At 51.9% G+C, this 18,143-nt stretch carries 7 protein-coding genes; 2 read left to right on the top strand and 5 right to left on the bottom strand.

The window, feature by feature from the left end; translation table 11 throughout:
- Positions 1-256: 256 nt before the first annotated feature.
- From T433_RS0110015 to T433_RS0109995, 5 genes are all read right to left on the bottom strand, one after another.
- Positions 257-1,891 carry a helix-turn-helix domain-containing protein gene (locus T433_RS0110015; protein WP_027455700.1) on the bottom strand — a complete coding sequence of 545 codons (1,635 nt, stop codon included), beginning with the start codon at positions 1,889-1,891 and terminating at the stop codon, positions 257-259.
- Positions 1,892-1,954: 63 nt separating this feature from the next.
- Positions 1,955-3,457, bottom strand: a complete 1,503-nt coding sequence (locus tag T433_RS15160; RefSeq protein ID WP_162164198.1) for a bifunctional metallophosphatase/5'-nucleotidase — start codon at positions 3,455-3,457, stop codon at positions 1,955-1,957.
- Between the two features lie 182 nt (positions 3,458-3,639).
- Entirely contained in the window at positions 3,640-4,527 is an 888-nt protein-coding gene (locus tag T433_RS0110005; RefSeq protein ID WP_027455699.1) for a ComEA family DNA-binding protein, read from the bottom strand.
- The gene (locus tag T433_RS0110000; protein ID WP_027455698.1) at positions 4,524-5,924 is read right to left on the bottom strand and encodes a sodium-dependent transporter; all 1,401 of its coding nucleotides are present in this window, start codon (positions 5,922-5,924) and stop codon (positions 4,524-4,526) included. The genes T433_RS0110005 and T433_RS0110000 overlap by 4 nt, the downstream gene beginning before the upstream one ends.
- Positions 5,925-6,076: 152 nt before the next feature.
- The gene (locus T433_RS0109995) at positions 6,077-7,177 is read right to left on the bottom strand and encodes a helix-turn-helix domain-containing protein (RefSeq protein ID WP_052357078.1); all 1,101 of its coding nucleotides are present in this window, start codon (positions 7,175-7,177) and stop codon (positions 6,077-6,079) included.
- Between the two features lie 406 nt (positions 7,178-7,583).
- On the opposite strand from T433_RS0109995, the gene T433_RS0109990 reads away from it, so the two are divergent.
- Positions 7,584-8,186: a hypothetical protein gene (locus T433_RS0109990; RefSeq protein ID WP_155808471.1), complete on the top strand. Its 603-nt coding sequence runs from the start codon at positions 7,584-7,586 to the stop codon at positions 8,184-8,186.
- A 125-nt stretch (positions 8,187-8,311) separates the two neighbouring features.
- Positions 8,312-17,773, top strand: coding sequence for a LamG-like jellyroll fold domain-containing protein (locus T433_RS0109985; RefSeq protein ID WP_162164197.1), 9,462 nt, complete (start codon positions 8,312-8,314; stop codon positions 17,771-17,773).
- Positions 17,774-18,143: the final 370 nt, after the last annotated feature.

The following is an 18,143-nucleotide window of genomic DNA, read 5'->3' as shown; positions in this document are numbered from 1 at the left end:
AAGATCTGTTATGTTATACTGTTGTCACACCTAAAGTGTGTTATTCTTCTTGTCATCATCAGTGGCAGTTATATCTTGTACTGCACGACAAAGATAGACATAAAAAAACTATTCCGCAATAGGAAAGACAATTTTAACGGCCCAAAAAGACAAGATTTAAACAAAAAAGACAATTTCTAAAACCCATCTGACGAAATTGATAGCCTGGGCATCGCTTACCACGACACCTTCAAAGAACTCAGAACAGCGAAATGAGTTAATGTCTATTGGCCGATTTCAGCGCATCTCTTCGGAAATCAGAAGGGCTCATGCTGAAATGCTGACGGAAGCTACTGCTGAAATACGACGTACTGCTGAAGCCACTGTCGGTGGCAATCTGCACAATACTCATATCGGGGTGCGTCACCAGCAGCATGGCCGAATAGTCAAGACGGAGCTGCTGCAGGTAGTTGCTGATGCGGCCATACTTGCTTCCCTTGGAGAAGATGCTGCCCACACGATCCTTAGACAGATGGAAGCGCTCCATGATGGACTGACGCTCGAAGTGGGGGTTGAGGAAGAGCTTTTCGCGCACCACGACATCGTTGATACGCTGAAAGAGCTGTTCGTCGGTCAACGTATCATCATTGGTGACCTCGGGCAGCGACTCAATCTCGGTGCGCATGTTTTCCCAATACTTCTCTCGATAGTTGACGGTCTCGGCAATCTGCTGAGCCAGGATCATGTTTTTGCGACTGATGGCCCTGCTTTTGAACACCACAACCACCACAAAGATGATGAGCAACAGTAACAGCACACAAATGCAGGCAGAGAAATACATGGCCTTACGGGCTATGTCGTGCTGATGCTCGGACTCAATGCGCTGCTGTAAAGCCTGATAGTAGGCCAGTTGTTCGCGGGCCGTGGCCTTTCGGACGCCATCCTCAATCTTCTCGAAAGCCGCCAGCATGTTACCCTGATCGCCCAGCGAGGTGTAGGCCGCAGCTATATAGTTTTCGGCCTGAGCCCGATAAAACCGTATATAATCGGCGCGTTCCTTGTCGGTCTCGGGTTCGCGATCGCAGCCATCATGATAGATCTCCGGGTGCTGCTCGTAGTCGTCGAGATGCTCCAGAATCAGGCGTGCCAGCGGCAGTGTCTCGCTATATTGTTCGTTGACGCCCAACTGCACAATCTTTCGTTTGCAGGCAATGATGAGGGCGTCGAGCTCGTTGAAGGCACTGCGGTCGTACTCGCTGTGGAAGGTAGCTTCCAGTTCGTAGATCACGCTGTCCATCTTGGCCATACCCTCAGCATGGCGCCCCATAGCACAGAGTGCTGCACCAATCTCAGCCTCGGTGCGCAGCGCGTTGGTCTGCTGATCGGGGCCCATCAGGTGGCACAGGTCAACATACTGGCGCGAACGACGAATCCAGCGGGTGGTGTCGTTCTGCATGCGAGCTGTGTTGCACAGCACCTCAAGCACGTCGAGCAAGTTGCGCTTGTCGGCCTTGATAGAGTCGTTTTTCAGCAGTCTCTCGCCGATTCTGCGTGCCTTGACGAGGCGCGCATTGACCGTGCCGCCAAGTAGCGAGTCGGCCTCGTCGTACATCTGTGTTGAGCTATAGATGCGTGCACGATACTGGTCGGCCTGCCAGTCTTTCAGATTGCCCACGATGACGGCAGAGTCCAGAATCTGCAAGGCGCGTTCGGGCTGATAGCCATAGATTCTCATGGCAGCGTCGCGAGTGTAGAGTGTGTCGGACGCTTGTGGCTTGTGTGTCGGATGCTCGGAGTTGCAGCCAGTGCACCCCGCCATCATGGTCATGACGACAACAGGCGTCAGCAGAATCCATGAACGGAGCATATCTTGAAAGATGTGTTTCGATATTGTGGTAAGGTTTTGTTTCATTTGTAATAAGGAGGTCTGAAGGTTGGATAAATAACTATATTTACCGATGAAACCGCAGAAAAATCAATCGTTGACGATGGTGATACGTTGTTGCGAGGTGCGGTAGCGCTGTATATCGGCTGGTGTGAGCTTGAGCATATAGTCGGCCACACAATCACGGTTAAGCACCTTTGTTGAAACAAGGAATGGGCAACTCTTCAACATGTCGTAGAAGCCACCACGTGAATAATAGTCGATGGTGGCCACGCGGTAATGACGGTCCAGTGCCAAGGGCTCAAAGGCCTGCGTCTGGCGGTTGCGCACCATCACATCGGTGACGGCATGGCGCTTGGCATGAATGGTGTAGGTCATGCCCGACACGTGAGGGAAGAAACCATCTTCCAACGGCAGACTGGAGGTGCACTTCGTCAGCATGTCGAGCAGTTGACGGCCTGTGACGTCAATCTCGCACATCCTATTAATAAATGGTAGGGCATTGACCACATCGCCATAGCCGACGGTACCAGCGGGAATGCTGTTGCGAAGACCGCCGCCATTCATCAGGCCAATATCGGAACCCAGGAAATCGAGATAAGCATCAGAAACCAGGTCGCCGAGGTTGGTCTCGGCCAGTCGGCACAACCTCTCGCCCTTGTCATCGTTGATGGTCAGCTCATAGTCCAACTGACAAAGCTGGCGCGAGGTGACCTCATGCATGTCGGTCTTCACACTGTCGATGGTGGCAGAGACCTTCTCACTGCTGTAAGGAATGTCGGCACAGGGCAGAAGCGATGTGACGAAGCGGCCATCGCGGGTGATGACCAACTTGCCTACATTGGCAAACTGAGTGCCTGTCTGCGTGATGGGCACGAACTTTCCATCGAGGTCTTGCACCTCCTGGCGCACAAAGACATGGTGTGTATGACCATCGAGCACCACATCAATGCCACGGGTGGCAGCCACCATGCTGTGAGAGGTGATGCCCGTCTCGCCATCTTCCTCGCCGAGATGCGACAGCACCACCACATAGTCGGCACCCTCACGGCGCACCTGATCGACCACCTGCTGCACCAACTGATAGAAATCGGCGGTGCGGAGGTCGTAGAGCTGACGACCGTCTAAGTCGTAGAAGGCATAACCTTCGAGCGTCATTGACTCGGGGGTGGTCACACCGATGAACGCCACACGCTTGTTGCCATACTGCTTCATGACGTAAGGCGGCAACATGGGCTGCTTTCCATCGAGGGTATAGAGGTTGGCACACACCACGGGGGCATGCATCTGAGGCACGAGCTCCATGAGGCGGGGCACGCCAAAGTCAAACTCATGGTTGCCCAGCGTCAGCACGTCATAGCCCGTGCTGGATAGGATATTGGCGATATACAGGCCCTCTTTCAACGTACAAGCCACGCCACCAGAGAGGTAGTCGCCACAGCTGACGGCTGCCACCCAGGCGGTATCGCTCTGACTCACGGCATCGCGCAGGCCGGCTATCTTGGTATAGCCATCGATACCACCATGAACATCGTTGTCGTAGAAGATAACGATGCTTTTATTCTCTGACGAAAAAGCTTTTTTATTTGACACCACTTTTGTGGTACTACAAGCCAAAAAGGCGCAGCACAAAAGTAGCAGAGAGACGGATTGTCTAACATTACACATTATCATCTTACCCAATAGTTTTCTGATTGGTAAAAGTATTCATGTGGCAAAAATACGAAAAAATATTGGGTTTCCCAAATAAATACCATGCATTTTTCCCGATAGCCCTACTGATAACTGATGTAGGGACGCAGACGAGCAATAGCCTCGGGCGGGAAGTCGGGCAAGAGGGAGAGCTGTTGCAGGTCGGTGATGGTGCCATGCTGACGGCGATAGTCGATGATGGCACGGGCCTGGTAGTAGTTGATGTAGGGATGACGGCGCAACTCGTTGAGAGAAAGATGGTTGATGGACAACCGCCGGATGTGGCTATCGCCAGTCACCTGCAGGTATTTCTGGACATCGGCAGGCAAATCGTCAATCTCGTTCAACTGCTTGACGCTGGCATAGCCACCCAGTCGCTGCCCATAGGCCACGATGCGACGGGCATAATAGCTGCCAATGCCCGGCACGCGCTGCAGCGCTGCTGTGTCGAGAAGGTTCAGACTGACGGTCTCGCCCTCGTGGAGCTTTGCCGTATAGCGCAACGTGTCGCGCTGAGCACCATCATCATGGGCCACCAACGTAGAAGCTGGTTGATAATCGGAAGAAATGCGGATGAAGGGCTCCAGTTCGCGATACTGCTTGACGGTGAGACCATAAAGGCGGGCAAAGTCTGTCTTTGAACGATAGATGCCACCAGAAGCTCGGTAGCGATAGATGTTGCGCACCTGCCAGGGTTGCAGGCCCAAGCGCAACAGTTGGGTGCTGTCGGCGGTGTTAGGATCGAACGGAAAGCGCTCGACGCGGTGCGCTTCGACCTGATAATAGGGTTCGGCTTTCTGCGTTTGACTTGCCCCACCCCGCCACTTGGCGTTTGCAGACGAGGGCGTCTCGGCAGGTACGTCCTCGTCGAGAACACCTACTGCCACAAAGGCTACCATGCCTAGCAGCAAGAGAGCCAGGATGATGCGACGGTCGCTCTTGTTGATATAGAAATAGTCGCGCAGGCTCATATCACGCCAAACTGATGGAGGAAGATGAGCAGGATGCAGATGGGACAGACGAAGCGGACTGCAAACATATAAATACCAAAGAGGCGACCACGGAAGGTACCGCCATTGGTAAACTCATCCTTGACAATGGCCTTGGGCACATACCATCCCAGGAACAGACAGGTGAGCAGACCGCCCGTTGGCAGGAATATCTGACCGGTGAGGTAGTCGAACCAGTTGAACAAAGACTTGCCGCCAATCACGAGCCACTCGCGACCATCGCCAAACGACAGCGAGCAGAACACGCCAATCAGGGCACAGGTCAGCGTGACAAGGGCAGCACCCTTGCGACGCGAGATGTTCAGTTCCTCATGGAAGAAGGCGGTGCTGACCTCGTGAAGAGACATCAGGGAGGTCAGGGCAGCCAGCGACAACAGGGCATAGAACAACAGGGCTACCACCTCGCCAAGGAAGGGCACACCAGAGAAAGCCTGCTGGAAGACGCTGGGCAGGGTGATGAACACCAGTCCGGGACCACAGTACTGACTGGCCTGGTTTGGATTGCTCATCAGCTCGGGGGCATTGGGATAGATGGCGAAGAAGGCGGGGAAAATCATGAGACCTGCCAGGATGGCTATCAAGGTGTCGATGCTGACAATCTGGAAGGCTGACTTTGTGAGGTGGGTGTCTTTCTTGAAATAGCTGGCATAGGTACAAAGACAGCCCATACCCACGCTGAGCGAATAGAACGCCTGTCCCAGTCCACCAAGCAGCACATTGCTATCAACCTTCGAGAAGTCGGGGTTGAACAGGAAACTGATGCCACGGCTGGCACCGGGCAGCGTGCAGGAAGCTACTGCAATCACGATGAGCAGAATGAAAAGCAGGGGCATCATCATCTTAGAGCCCTTCTCAATGCCTTTCTCCACACCACGCGAGATGATGAAATGACACATGAGCATGAACAGCAGCATACAGACAATTGGCTTCCAAGGATCAGACGAGAAGGTTTCAAAATAGGTTTTCACATAGTTGGCATCGCCCATAAGATGACCTGCCGCAGAAGCATAGATATACTGCAGACACCATCCCGACACCACTACATAATAGCCGGTGATCATGAAACCAGTGAAAACACCAAAGAGACCGATGAGCCGCCAGGGGGTGCCATTAGCCAACTTAGCATAGGCACGAGCCGTGTTGGCCTGTGCCCGGCGACCGATGATAAACTCGTTGAGCATACACGGGATGCCTAATATCAGCACACATGCCACATAAATAAGGATGAAGGCGGCACCGCCATTCTGACCTGTCATATAGGGGAAACGCCACACATTACCCAATCCCACAGCCGAACCGGCCGTGGCAAGGATAATGCCCAACTTACTTCCGAAACTTGCTCTTTCCGTCTGATTCATTTCTCGTATCCTGTTAAAAACGGATGCAAAAGTAGGAAAAAAAAATGAAACACGGGTAATAATTCTTAAATAAATTCATGTCTGGACCTTCAACTTGACACAAAAGAATCCAAGAAAGAGCACAAATTGTTACAACCTGCTTAATCTGTCTTTCAATTGTTTCGCTTTTGGTTGGCGCGATAATAGGCGTTATAAGAAGAGAAGCCAGAAGCCTGAGCTGCTGCTTCCTTGGTCTCTGTAGGATGCTCAGCCACATATCTCTCGTAGAAGTCCAGGCGCAAGCCATTGATATAGTTGGCAAAAGACCCAAAATGGCGCTGGAAAGCCAGCGAAACATAGGTACGACTATACGACGTGTGCCTCACCACATCCATGATTTTCAGATGCTGGTCGAGAAAGGCTTTCTCGCCACGCACATAAAGCTCTATCTCCTCAGAAATCATGTTCAGGCGATGGTCTAGCTCTGGGCCTTCATGCTCATCGTTGGCGATTTCATCGCTGACACTATCATCATCGGTATCAGAATTGGAGAGGAGGACATCGCGACGCCAGGCGGGCAAGACAATAATGAGAAACACAATATTGAAAACGGCCAGCAACAGGTGCTCTATAGCCATGACCGTCCTGGAGTCGAGTATGTAGGCAGGCCACACCATAGGTATCAACGGTATGGGCAAGATGCACATCAGACGACCATAGCTGGAAGGTAGATCGTCGGGATTGGAATAGTTGGCATCGCGGGCTTCGATAATCCACAACACCACCTGCCAGATGGCTATTCCACAGTAGCCCATCATGGCAACGCCCTCGATCATAATAACATAATGCCACAAAACCATGCCTTCATTGCTCATACACTTGAATGGCAACCACGCATTGAGCACAGGAATCAGCATCGTGGCCACCACTATCACGGCAGCTGCCCAACTGATGTTCTTCCACTGGGCCCTTTGCTTGACCGAACCGACAAAGCAGAGCATCAGCATTCCACAATAGAAAAAATAGGTAGCGGGGAAATAGGACTTCATCAGCATCCAAGCAGATGAATCGTTTGGATTAAATACGTAAGGCAACAAGACCAGAGGACACAGATAAACCAACACCTGAAGTTTGCGGTCTGGCCAAATGTATGAGCGCTGCTCGCGCGGAGCACGACAAGTGTGAAACCAACGAATAGCAGCAAACGATATGCAAGTTGTTAGATAGACCGCTGCTGCCAATCCATAATAATACGTTTGAGGCAAAGAGCTCATCTTGTGAGTGTTTAGGTTTACGTTTTATGCTGCAAAGATACTAAAATTTTACATACAAACAATAAAAAATATAAAAAAATTATGCTTTCACCGTAAACTTTCCACAACATTCTTAAAAAGAATAAAGAACACTTTCTTGCGTTTTTTGAACAATTTGCAATGTTTATAAACACAAAATGCAACATTATTTTAATTATTTGCAATCTATTTGTACCATTTTCAATCCCCCTATTGGTAAGTTTGATTTAACTTTGCAGCGCGTAATAAACAATGACCATTAAACACTAAATAGAAAGAAATAAAGACTATAAAAGTCAACAACAGTTCCTTAACGAAGAAGTATGCTTTATAAATAACTAGAAATCCGGATATGCAAGAATAGAGAAAACTATATGAGAGAAGATTTATGATACGGAACAATGCTAAACGACTCTTTTTTCTGGCGGCAACAGTGATGTTGTGCGCCACTCATGCAATTGCATGGGACCGTCAGGCCGACTCACACGGCAAGTACGACAATTGTTACGACAGGCCCACCTACTTCCCAGACTTTACGCAACCAAGCACCTGGGCCAATGCTGAGTATTACTTGGTACGCGTGCAACTTCGTAAGAACAGCAAACCTATTGAAAACTATGAGGTGGCCGTCTATGACCAGAGCAACCAGTTGAGACACTGCAGCAGGTCGATAGCGGAAGACAACCACCTGTGTGTGCTGACCATTCGCGGCGAAGAGGGCGATACGTTTCACTTCAAGGTGATCTATGGCAACGACTTTCAGAATCCGAAGATTGCCGAGGTAGAAAACGTGGTGATTCCGTTCAAGACCAACGACATCGTGGGAGGCGACACACCATTTATCCTGACCATAGAAGGCGACTATGTGGACGGCATCCACACGTCTGCCATCAAAGAGAAGCCTGCTTGTCGCGACCTGCAAGGACGCCTGGTAAAACAACCCAAGAAGGGTATCTATATCGTTGAGGGCAAAAAGGTAGTCATCAAGTGAGAGAAGACCACAACCTTATAATAAAGAAGACATCAACAAACATAACTTTTTAATCATAATCAAACCTTTTTATGGAAAAAACTCATTTATTCAATTGGCGGCACTCGCTATTTGGAAGGCATGTGATGTCATGCATTGTCATGATACTGCTTTCGGTGGCAGGAGTGCAGTCGGCTATGGCCGACACCTGGCCCGAGTATGTGACAGACGTGATCGTGCTGGGCGGTAGTGCTGGTGAAGTGGAGGCCATGGCCACAAAGTACAGCGGCCAAGGCTACACTGTGCTCAAGTACGACCTGAATGATGGTGCTGGCGGTGACTGGATCTGGCTGGCCTACAAAAAGAGCAGCCGTGCCAACACCAACGGCGGGTACATCACAGACCTAGCGCTGAGCTATGACCAGCATGGATCATCGGCTACATTCAACGGACGCACCTATAACCGTGCGCCCTACGACGGTGGCAGCCACTTCAAGAACATCTATGGTAACTTGAACAGTAATGCAAAGGGTTCTGACATCCACCTGTTCTACACCAGAACGAACTTCAGCGACAAGCGCGCCGTGTCAACCATCACAGTGAATAACGAGAGTTCGGGCTCGGTGGGATGGAATGGCAGCGGTTCGGCCGCCGACATGAACAGGGGTGCTGGCGGCAAATATATCTACCTGCATCAATATACTACCTCGAAGACCTGTCGCACAACGACAGATGTAGAGGTGTACAGCAGTCTGACCTACGACTGCCGTGACCAGAACTTAATCAAAACAGCCGGTGCCACGAACAACGGTACCGTGATGTACAAGCTGGACAACGGCTCGTGGACATCTGACGTTAATCAGATGAAAGCTAAAAAGCCCGGCAACTATACAGTATATTATTATGTAAAAGGTAATAGCTATGCTGGCGACTCTGAGACAAAGTCGCAGAGGGTGACACTGAACAAGGGCAATGAGTATCCTACGCCAAAGAACTTCGGCGTGGCAAACTCTAACTCGTTCTCAAAGAAGATTACCCTGTCATGGGAACCACAGACCACACAGAACACAAAGACAAACGGCAAGTGGTACATCTTCCGCAACGGACAGAAACTGGACGAGGTGGCCTACAAATCATCGAAAATCACCTACACGGACGACCTGAAAGACGTGGCCTACAACACGACACTGAACTATGTGGTGGCCTTTGCTGCCGATTCGTGGTATCTGACCACACCAGCCGATGCACTGACCTACACGGCATCGCTGAGTCATGACTTCAAGAGGACGTTCACCTTCGGCACACTGACAGTCAAGGAGGAAAACAGTAAAATCAAGCTGAACTGGACACACAGCAACATTCTGGATGCCAGTGGTACAAATATCTACACGCTCTACATCCAACGTGCAAACGCTCCTCAGGTGGGCAAGCAGCCAGAGTGGGTGGACATTGACCAGATAGACATCAAGAGCGACAAGACTACCTCTGGAAGCTACACAGACAACTCCGCTCTGCAGTCGAACCACACCTACTGGTATAGACTGAAGATGGAGGTGGAAGAGAACATTAAGAATAGTGGCAATGCTACTATTCGTCTGAACGGTTCTACGATTACGGGCTTCACGGCTTCACGCGGTAACTACAACAATGCCGTAAAACTGCAGTGGACCGTGGATCAGGTAGGAACATCAACGACCTACTTCACCGTACAACGTCGTCCCTTGGGCAGCGAGAAAGAGAGCGATTACGTTGACATCTATACCACCAGCGGCACTGCTGCTGACTATAGCTACGAGGACCAGACAGCACTGCCGGGCTCGTTCAACGAGTATCGTGTGCTGTTACGCGAATACGACGAGAACAACCAGTTGAGCGAAAGCGACAGAGAGACCGCCGACGGTTTCTCGGTGGCCACGGGTGTGGTAAGCGGTCGCGTGAGCTTCAACTCGGGCACTGCCGTACAGGACGTGAAAATCACGATGCGTGCCAGCAATGCCGACGGCCAGAACGAGAGCAATTTCCGCTCACTGCAGCTGACTGGTAGCGAGACGGGTATTCAGTGTTTGGCCAGCAGCGAGAAACTGAATGAGATGCTGGACGGCAGCTTCAGTGCACAGATGTACGTCAAGGCCAGCAACTTCAACGGCGGCATGACCGAAAACAACAAGGCTTACCAACTGCTAAACATTAAAGATGTATTTACCCTATTGTTGAAGTACGACTCAGCCAACCAGCGCTACCAGGTGGGTGCTAAGATCAACGGCACAGAGACATGGTCAACAGATTCGATTGGTGCCAACGACTGGAACCAGCTGAGCGTGGTCTATGACAACGACTCACTCAACTTCTATGTGGTCAACACCAAGAACGTGCTGAAGAAAAGTCAGAAGAAGGTAGAAAAGCCCAACTGGAATAAGAGCGGCGCAACAGACAAACTGACACTGGGTAACAACACCACCTTTGATGCTACCAATAACTTCAAGGGACAGATAGACGAATTCCGTTTCTTCTCGAAAGCGCTTGACGAAACAGAAATCAGCAAAAACTTCAACCACACGCTGTCGGGTTCAGAGAAGGGTCTTGTTATCTACTGGCCTATGGACGAGGGCATCGAGAACGGACAGCCCGTGGCCTACGACTTCAGTAAGCAGAACGGCATTAACAACGGTAACCATGGACTGGTAAATGGTACAGCACTGACACAGACCGATGTGCCCGACGAGGACCAGTTGAGCCTGATGACCTATACCGACGACAATGGTAACTACACCATCCGTGGCGTAGGCTTCTCGGGCGAGGGTACGAGCTACGTGATCACTCCCTCTCTGGGTGTGCACCAGTTCTCGCCCACGAACAAGAGTCGCTTCTTCAGCCTGAACTCACTGGTTCACTCGGGTGTGGACTTCGAGGACAGCAGCTCATTCCCCGTCAGCGGTACGGTGTACTTTGAACATACCAGCATTCCCGTGGCCGACGCCTATCTCTACGTGGATGGTCTGATGGCATCAAAGGACGGCGAGCCCGTGAAGACAGACGCTATGGGTAACTACCAGTTGGACGTACCCATTGGCGACCACTTCATCCAGGTGAAGAAGAACGGTCATACCTTTGTGAACGATGGACGCTATCCTAACGATCCTAACGGCATCGGCAGACGTGAGAACTTCGACGGTGCCAAGACAGGACTGACATTCTATGACAACACCCTCGTCATGGTTGCCGGACGTGTGGCTGGTGGCGACCTTGAAAACCAGAAACCTCTGGGCTTGTATCAAGGTAAGAACAACATCGGTCAGGCCACACTCACCCTGAGTCTTGAGAACGAGAACATCGGACTGCTGAACTTGGCCGACCCCGATCCTAATTCGACGGTGAGCAACAACAATGTGAACGAGAACGCACGCATCTTCGACACCGCCTTTGGTGAGGCCTCTGTTCCTGGCAAGAAGAACTTCATCACCGTGAAGACAGATGCCGAGACCGGCGAGTGGGCAGCCATGCTGCCACCACTGCGCTACGTCATCAGCGAGGTGATCATCCCATCTAACAATGCTATTACCAAGAGCGACTTCTCACTGCCCACCATCGATGCCAGCAACCCAAGCATTGTATATACCGACTCTATCGAGAACGGCAGCAATGGCTATGAGCGCTTTAACTACCAGGCCAGTGCCAAGCTGGAATATCGCTCGGAATCGACCATCGAGGTGAAGGAGCACGAGAATGGTGCCTTCGGTATTGAAGACTATAAGATTAAGGATCTGAGCGGCAAGGAAAGAGACGTGAAGGTTTACACCATAGATAATAATGGTCGTGTGAACTACACCTTTGGCTATCCTGTTTACCAGGAGCTGGACACCTATACCTACGACATCCATGCTTACGAGCGCTACGAGAATAAGGATAATGCGCAGGAGATTATCGTTGACGAGGTGCCACTGGCTGGCAGCAAGGTGACCATCAAGAACCAATATGCTGCAACGACCTCGGTACTGCTGAGCGGCGAGGTGCACGAGATGAAAGACGACGAACTGGAACTGGACTCTGTGGGTCAGGCTACTTATCAGTTCACCGTCGGTTATCCTAACATCCAGTCGCCTTACACTCGCGGTCTGTCTATCTCGTATGAGATTGGCGGCATCGAAAAGAGCTGGAGCGGCAACAACTCATTTAAGGCTATTGTGCTGGGCGGTCTGCCTACGGGCAACAACTTCGTGACCGAAGGTCCTGACGAAATCCTGATGGTGCTGCGCGATCCTCCCGGAACAGGCTCATCAGCTACATGGAGCCGAGGCTCTTCTGTTTCTAAGTCGAAGAGCGTGACCGTGGAGCCTCACTCGGAGACCAGCGTCAACACCACCATCTATGCAGGTGTAGAGCAGGCTACTGCCGAGGGTATCGGTTTCATGGTAATCCAAGACCTGGAAAGCAAGGTTAACATTGAGGCTGGTGCCGAGGTGAACGTGAAATGGGGCAACACCCATGGCACAACGACCACCATCACTGCTACTCGCGATATTTCTACCAGTGGCGAGTCTGACTTCGTGGGTGCTGTAGGCGACGTGTTCATCGGTTCGTCGAAGAACATCATCTTCGGTGCTTGTAATGCTGTGGACATCCGCTGGGACGAGACTGCCAACAAGGCTAAGCTGAGCATGGAAGCAGCACTGGCCACCGGCGATCAATTTACAACAGGCTTTGCCTACACACAGAACTATATCACGGGTGTGCTGATTCCTAACTTCATCACGCTGCGTAACGGACTGCTTCGTAAGGTAAACAACATCGCCAGTGTGGCACGTCCTAAAAAGGGCGAGGATCCTATCTATGTGACGCTGCTGAACGAAGACGATGCAAACTTCGGAACAAGCAACAACGACAAAGACGTATGGGGCGACAAGGCCGTGACGTTCGACAAGCTGAAGGATGGTATCTACAGCGGTCCTTCATACACCATGATTCTGCCAGAGGACTACAAGAACAACAACTACCAGGACAAGGTGAACTTCTATAATCTGCAGATCAACAAATGGGAGAACGAACTTCGCAAGAACGAGGAGGCTAAGGTAACTGCCATCCAGAACAGCACCAAGTATCTGAAAGAGAACCACTCGTTTGATGCCGGTGCTTCAATCACCGTATCTACGACCAACGAGAAAGCCAGCACCACCAAGAATGAGGAGGAGCAGGAGATCAATGCCATCATCGGTCTTGAGACAGGCTTCCGCTTCACCGGTGTCGGTCTGGGCGTTCACGTGGAAGAGAAAGTCGGTGTGACCATCACCGAGGAGCAGGAGACTGAAGAGACAGAGACCGTGACCACTTCCTACTCGCTAGTAGAAGACGGTGACGATGACTACCTGACAGTGGACGTGTTTGATGCTCCCGACGGCTTCGGTCCTATCTTCTATACACGCGGCGGTGCTACCTGCTGTCCTTATGAGGACGAGGTGGTGACCGAATACTACAAGCCCGGAACAGTGATTTCCGAGAAGACCGTACAGATTGAGAAGCCCGAGATTGAAGCACAGTCACAACTCGTGACTGGTATTCCTGCCGGTGGTGTAGGTACGCTTGTCATGGCTATCCGCAACAACTCCGACACGAAGGAAGACGGCTGGTACAACATCAACGTGGTGCCCGAGTCGAACCCCGACGGTCTGGTGGTGACAATGGATGGTCTGAACATCACGGGCGGACATGCCATCATGGTTCGTGCCGGCGAGACGATGTACAAGACGTTCAGCATCAAGCAGTCTAACCTCGACGTGCTGAACTACAAGAACGTCAAGGTACGTATCTCATCACAGTGTCAGCCCGACGATACCGGCGTATTCCCCGAGATTGCCGATACTACTGAGTTCTCTGTATTCTTCCAGCCTGCATGCTCGGACATCAAGCTGAGCTCTACGCACACGCTGGTGAACAGCGACACCGAGAGCGCTGTGAAACTGAGCATCAGTGGCTACAACTACTCGATGGCGTCGCTGCAGGGCATACGTCTGCAGTACAAGTCTCTGAGTGATGCCGACTTCATCACGCTGCAGGAATATGCTAAGGATGCCGATCGCGTGGCTGCCGACAAGAACCTGTTGCTGCTGCCAGCACTCGAAGGCACCAACACCCTCGACTATATTGTGGACCTGCGCGACAAGACGCGCTTTGCCGACAAGACCTACATCTTCCGCGCCATTACCGTATGTATGCAGGGAGGCGTAGAGGTGAACAACGAGAGCGAAGAGATCACCGTCACACGTGACATGTCTCGTCCTATGCTGATTGCTACTCCTACACCTTCAAGCGGTGTGTTGGGCATTGGCGACGACCTGGCCATCACGTTCAACGAGGATATCCAGGGTTCTATCCTGAACAGCGCAGACAACTTCACCGTTGCCGGCATTCTGAACGAGACGGAGGTGACCCACGACGTGGCTTTGAGCCTGACAGGCGAGAATGCTGCGAAGACAGATAATACGATGAACCTAAGCGGCAAGTCGTTCAGCACTGGCATGTGGATCAACTACAGCAACAATGGTCGTGTGCTGATGCACGGCACCAACGACAACCACTTCTCTATTGACATTGTGAATGGTAAGCTCGTGGTAGCTGTCAACGACAGTAAGGCACAGTCTGATGCCGTTCTGCCCACCAACAAGTGGCTGTACCTGAACGTCAGCTACAATGCCGACGACAACACCGTGAGCGCTGGCTACGCACAGGATGCCGCCACGGTATCACTGATCACAAACGAAAAGATCGACGCATACCAGGGCAATGGTCCTATTGTCGTGGGTGGCAACAACCTCACCGCAAAGGTTCAGGAGCTGACCATCTGGAACGACAGTCGCTCTATGGCACAGGCTCAGGCAGAGATGTACACCACAAAGAGTCAGTTCACCAGTGGTCTGATTGGCTACTGGCCTCTGGACGAAGGTCATGGCGAGGTAGCTGTTGACAAGGCTCGCAGCCGCAACATCACGCTGCCAAGCACAAACGCATGGTGGATCAATGGCGACAACTACGCTGTCGCACTCGACGGCACCAAGGCTGCCACCGTGGATATCTCAACACTGAACACCACCGAGGCCGACGACTATCTGGTAGAGACCTGGTTCAAGGCCAACGAGCAACAGAGCGGTAAGGCCTCTGTGCTGGGCACCCAGGCTATGGATCTGCGCCTGAATGCTGAAGGTAAGCTGGAGATCGAGCTGCCCACTGCTGGCACCGAAACCAGCGTCGCAACAGTTCTCGACAAGGATCTGCGCGATGGACAGTGGCACCACATTGCTATGAACGTGCTGAAAGGCGCTAATGGCGGTGCCGTGATCTACGTGGACGGTCAGCAGCGCAAGATGCTGTCGGCTTCTGCAGTGCCTGCCCTCTACGGCGACAAGCTGATGTTGGGTGCTCACCGCAAGAGCATCGACGGACAGGGTCTGTACACCTACGACCAGCTGCTGAAGGGTGCCATCGACGAGGTGCGCATCTGGAAGGGTCGTCGCACAGCCGATGTCATCAAGAATAATATGTATAACCGCATGAAGGCCGACGAGGCCGGACTGGTGGCCTACTACCCCATGGAGCGCAGCGAGCTGGATGCCTACCGTCAGTTGGTGGTCAACAGCACCATGAAGAGCCTGGCAGGCGAACCCGCTGAGCTGGCCTTCTTCACCGCCGGTGCCAAGGCTACCTCTGGTTCTGTTAGCAAGGACAACACCGCAGCTCTGAAACAGGCGCCCACGCTGACTAACGTACAGTTCAACTTCGTGGCTAGCGAACGCCAGATCAAGGTGAACCTGACTGAGCAGCCCTACAAACTGGAAGGTTGCAACATCACACTCACCGTGAAGGGCGTGAAGGACATGCACGGAAACGTTTGCGACCCCATTTCATGGAGCGTATTTGTGCAGCAGAACAACCTGAAGTGGAAAGAGCAAGAGATTGCTTTGACGAAGGCAGGCAAGGAGCCTAAGACCTTCACCGCAACGATCGAGAACCAGGGTTCTCAGACAGAGACTTGGAGTCTCAGCGGCATGCCTGAATGGATTGAGACCAACGAGATGGCCGGCACACTGTCGCCACTGACATCTAAGACGCTGACCTTCGCTGTGGCTGATGGCCTGCCTATCGGCACCTACGAGACAACCATCTACCTGGCAGGTTCGCAGGAGATTGCCACACCGCTGAACATCACCATCACCTCTGAAGGCGATGCTCCCAACTGGGTAGCTACCACCGACGAGCACTCGATGACCGTGGTAGGACAGTTGAAGATTGACAATCTGCTGAGCAGCGATCCTATGGATATGGTGGCTGCCTTCCGCGGTACGGAATGCGTGGGTGTGGCACATCCACAGTATCTGTCACGCTACGACAGCTATATGGTGATGATGAGCATCTACGGCAAGGAAGATGCCGAACTGACCTACAAGGCTTATGACGCCAGCACAGGCATCATCTATCCTGCTGTCAGCCTCTCTGATACGGAAGCCTATACCTTCAGCGCCGACAAGGCCGTAGGCACCTTCAAGAAGCCCGTCATCTTCACGCCGACCAACGAGATCGAGCAGGATCTGTCTATGAGCCAGGCTGGCTGGAAGTGGTTCTCACTCTATGCTGCACCTGTCAACGCCAATCCTTCGGTGATCTTCAAGGATGCGAAAGACGCCATCTACACACTGACCGACGGCCGCAACACCATCATCAACTGGCATGGTAACATGAACTTCTCTGACTGTTCTATCATGTACAAGTTGAATGCAAAGACGGCCTATAAGGAGAACTTCATTGGTACGCCTACCGATCCTACCAACACCAGCATCACGCTGAACAAGAACAGCTGGTCATGGATTGGATATCCTGCACAGGCATCCAACGGCCTTTCTGCAGCCTTTGCCGGTGCACAGCCTGAGGAAGGCGACATCGTGAAGAGCCAGACAGCCTTTGCTATCTACACCGATGGCGACTGGGTGGGCAACCTGACTGCTGTGACACCTGGCGAGGGCTACCTCTACAAGTCTGAAGCTGCTACCAACAAGACCTTCACCTATCCGAAGCCTGCGGTAAGCGGACGTAAGAACGTAGCACGCCGCGTGGCTCAGCACAACGGACTCCGCACCCACCAGCATGGAGACAACATGACCATGATTGCCACGGTGATGGACGGCGACCAACTGGTTGAGGATGCCGAGGTAAGCATCTACGCCGGCACCGACCTGCGCGGATTGTCAGGCCAGGCTGTGACAGACGGCAAGCACTTCATCGTCATCGACGGTAAGAAGGGTCAGGCCGACATGCTGACCTTCGTGGTGAAGACCACCGAGGGCGAGTACTACCTCACACAGACCGAGCTGTTCGAGGCTGATGCCAACATGGGTAGCGTAGCTGCTCCATACGTGCTGCAGCTCGACGAGGCCACAAGCATTGCCAGTGCCCTGAATGGTCTGACCATCAAGTCGGTAGTTCTCTACGATGCAGGTGGTCGTCAGGTAGCAAATGCGACAAAGGCTTACACGAAGCACGATCTGAAGAACATGTCGGAAGGTGTTTACTTCCAGCAGATATTCTTCGACAATGGCCAGACACGCATCATGAAGATCACGCGTTAAAGCCATCGCCCATCTATAATTAAAAAGTGGAGCACCATCCTTAAGTGATGACGGTGCTCCACTTTTTTTTTGTCTTCCCCAACAAGACTTCTGCTATTGCTATCCAACACGAGCTCTTTGTCCACCAAACGGTGGCACTTTTCCAACTCAACAGCGCCACTTTGGCAACTGTCGACTTAAGTCAACAGATCTCACGACTTAAGTCAACAGTTCTCACGACTTAAGTCAACAGTTCTCACGACTTAAGTCAACAGTTCTCACGACTTAAGTCGAAAGATCTCACGACTTAAGTCGAAAGTTACCGAAGCGCCACTATTGGCACACTGAAGTGGCACTACTGGTACGTCATCGTGGCACTATCAAACAGAAA

The organism is Xylanibacter brevis ATCC 19188 (assembly GCF_000621725.1).
Classification (GTDB): Bacteria; Bacteroidota; Bacteroidia; order Bacteroidales; family Bacteroidaceae; genus Prevotella; species Prevotella brevis.
Note: the sequence above shows the minus strand (reverse complement) of the source record. Positions and strands in the feature narration are given on the sequence as shown.

Excerpts from the sequence above, each read along its gene's own strand:
- T433_RS0110015 (WP_027455700.1), bottom strand. The coding sequence starts at position 1,891 with ATGAAACAAAACCTTACCACAATATCGAAACACATCTTTCAAGATATG.
- T433_RS0110005 (WP_027455699.1), bottom strand. The coding sequence starts at position 4,527 with ATGAGCCTGCGCGACTATTTCTATATCAACAAGAGCGACCGTCGCATC.
- T433_RS0110000 (WP_027455698.1), bottom strand. The coding sequence starts at position 5,924 with ATGAATCAGACGGAAAGAGCAAGTTTCGGAAGTAAGTTGGGCATTATC.
- T433_RS0109995 (WP_052357078.1), bottom strand. The coding sequence starts at position 7,177 with ATGAGCTCTTTGCCTCAAACGTATTATTATGGATTGGCAGCAGCGGTC.
- T433_RS0109990 (WP_155808471.1), top strand. The coding sequence starts at position 7,584 with ATGATACGGAACAATGCTAAACGACTCTTTTTTCTGGCGGCAACAGTG.
- T433_RS0109985 (WP_162164197.1), top strand. The coding sequence starts at position 8,312 with ATGTCATGCATTGTCATGATACTGCTTTCGGTGGCAGGAGTGCAGTCG.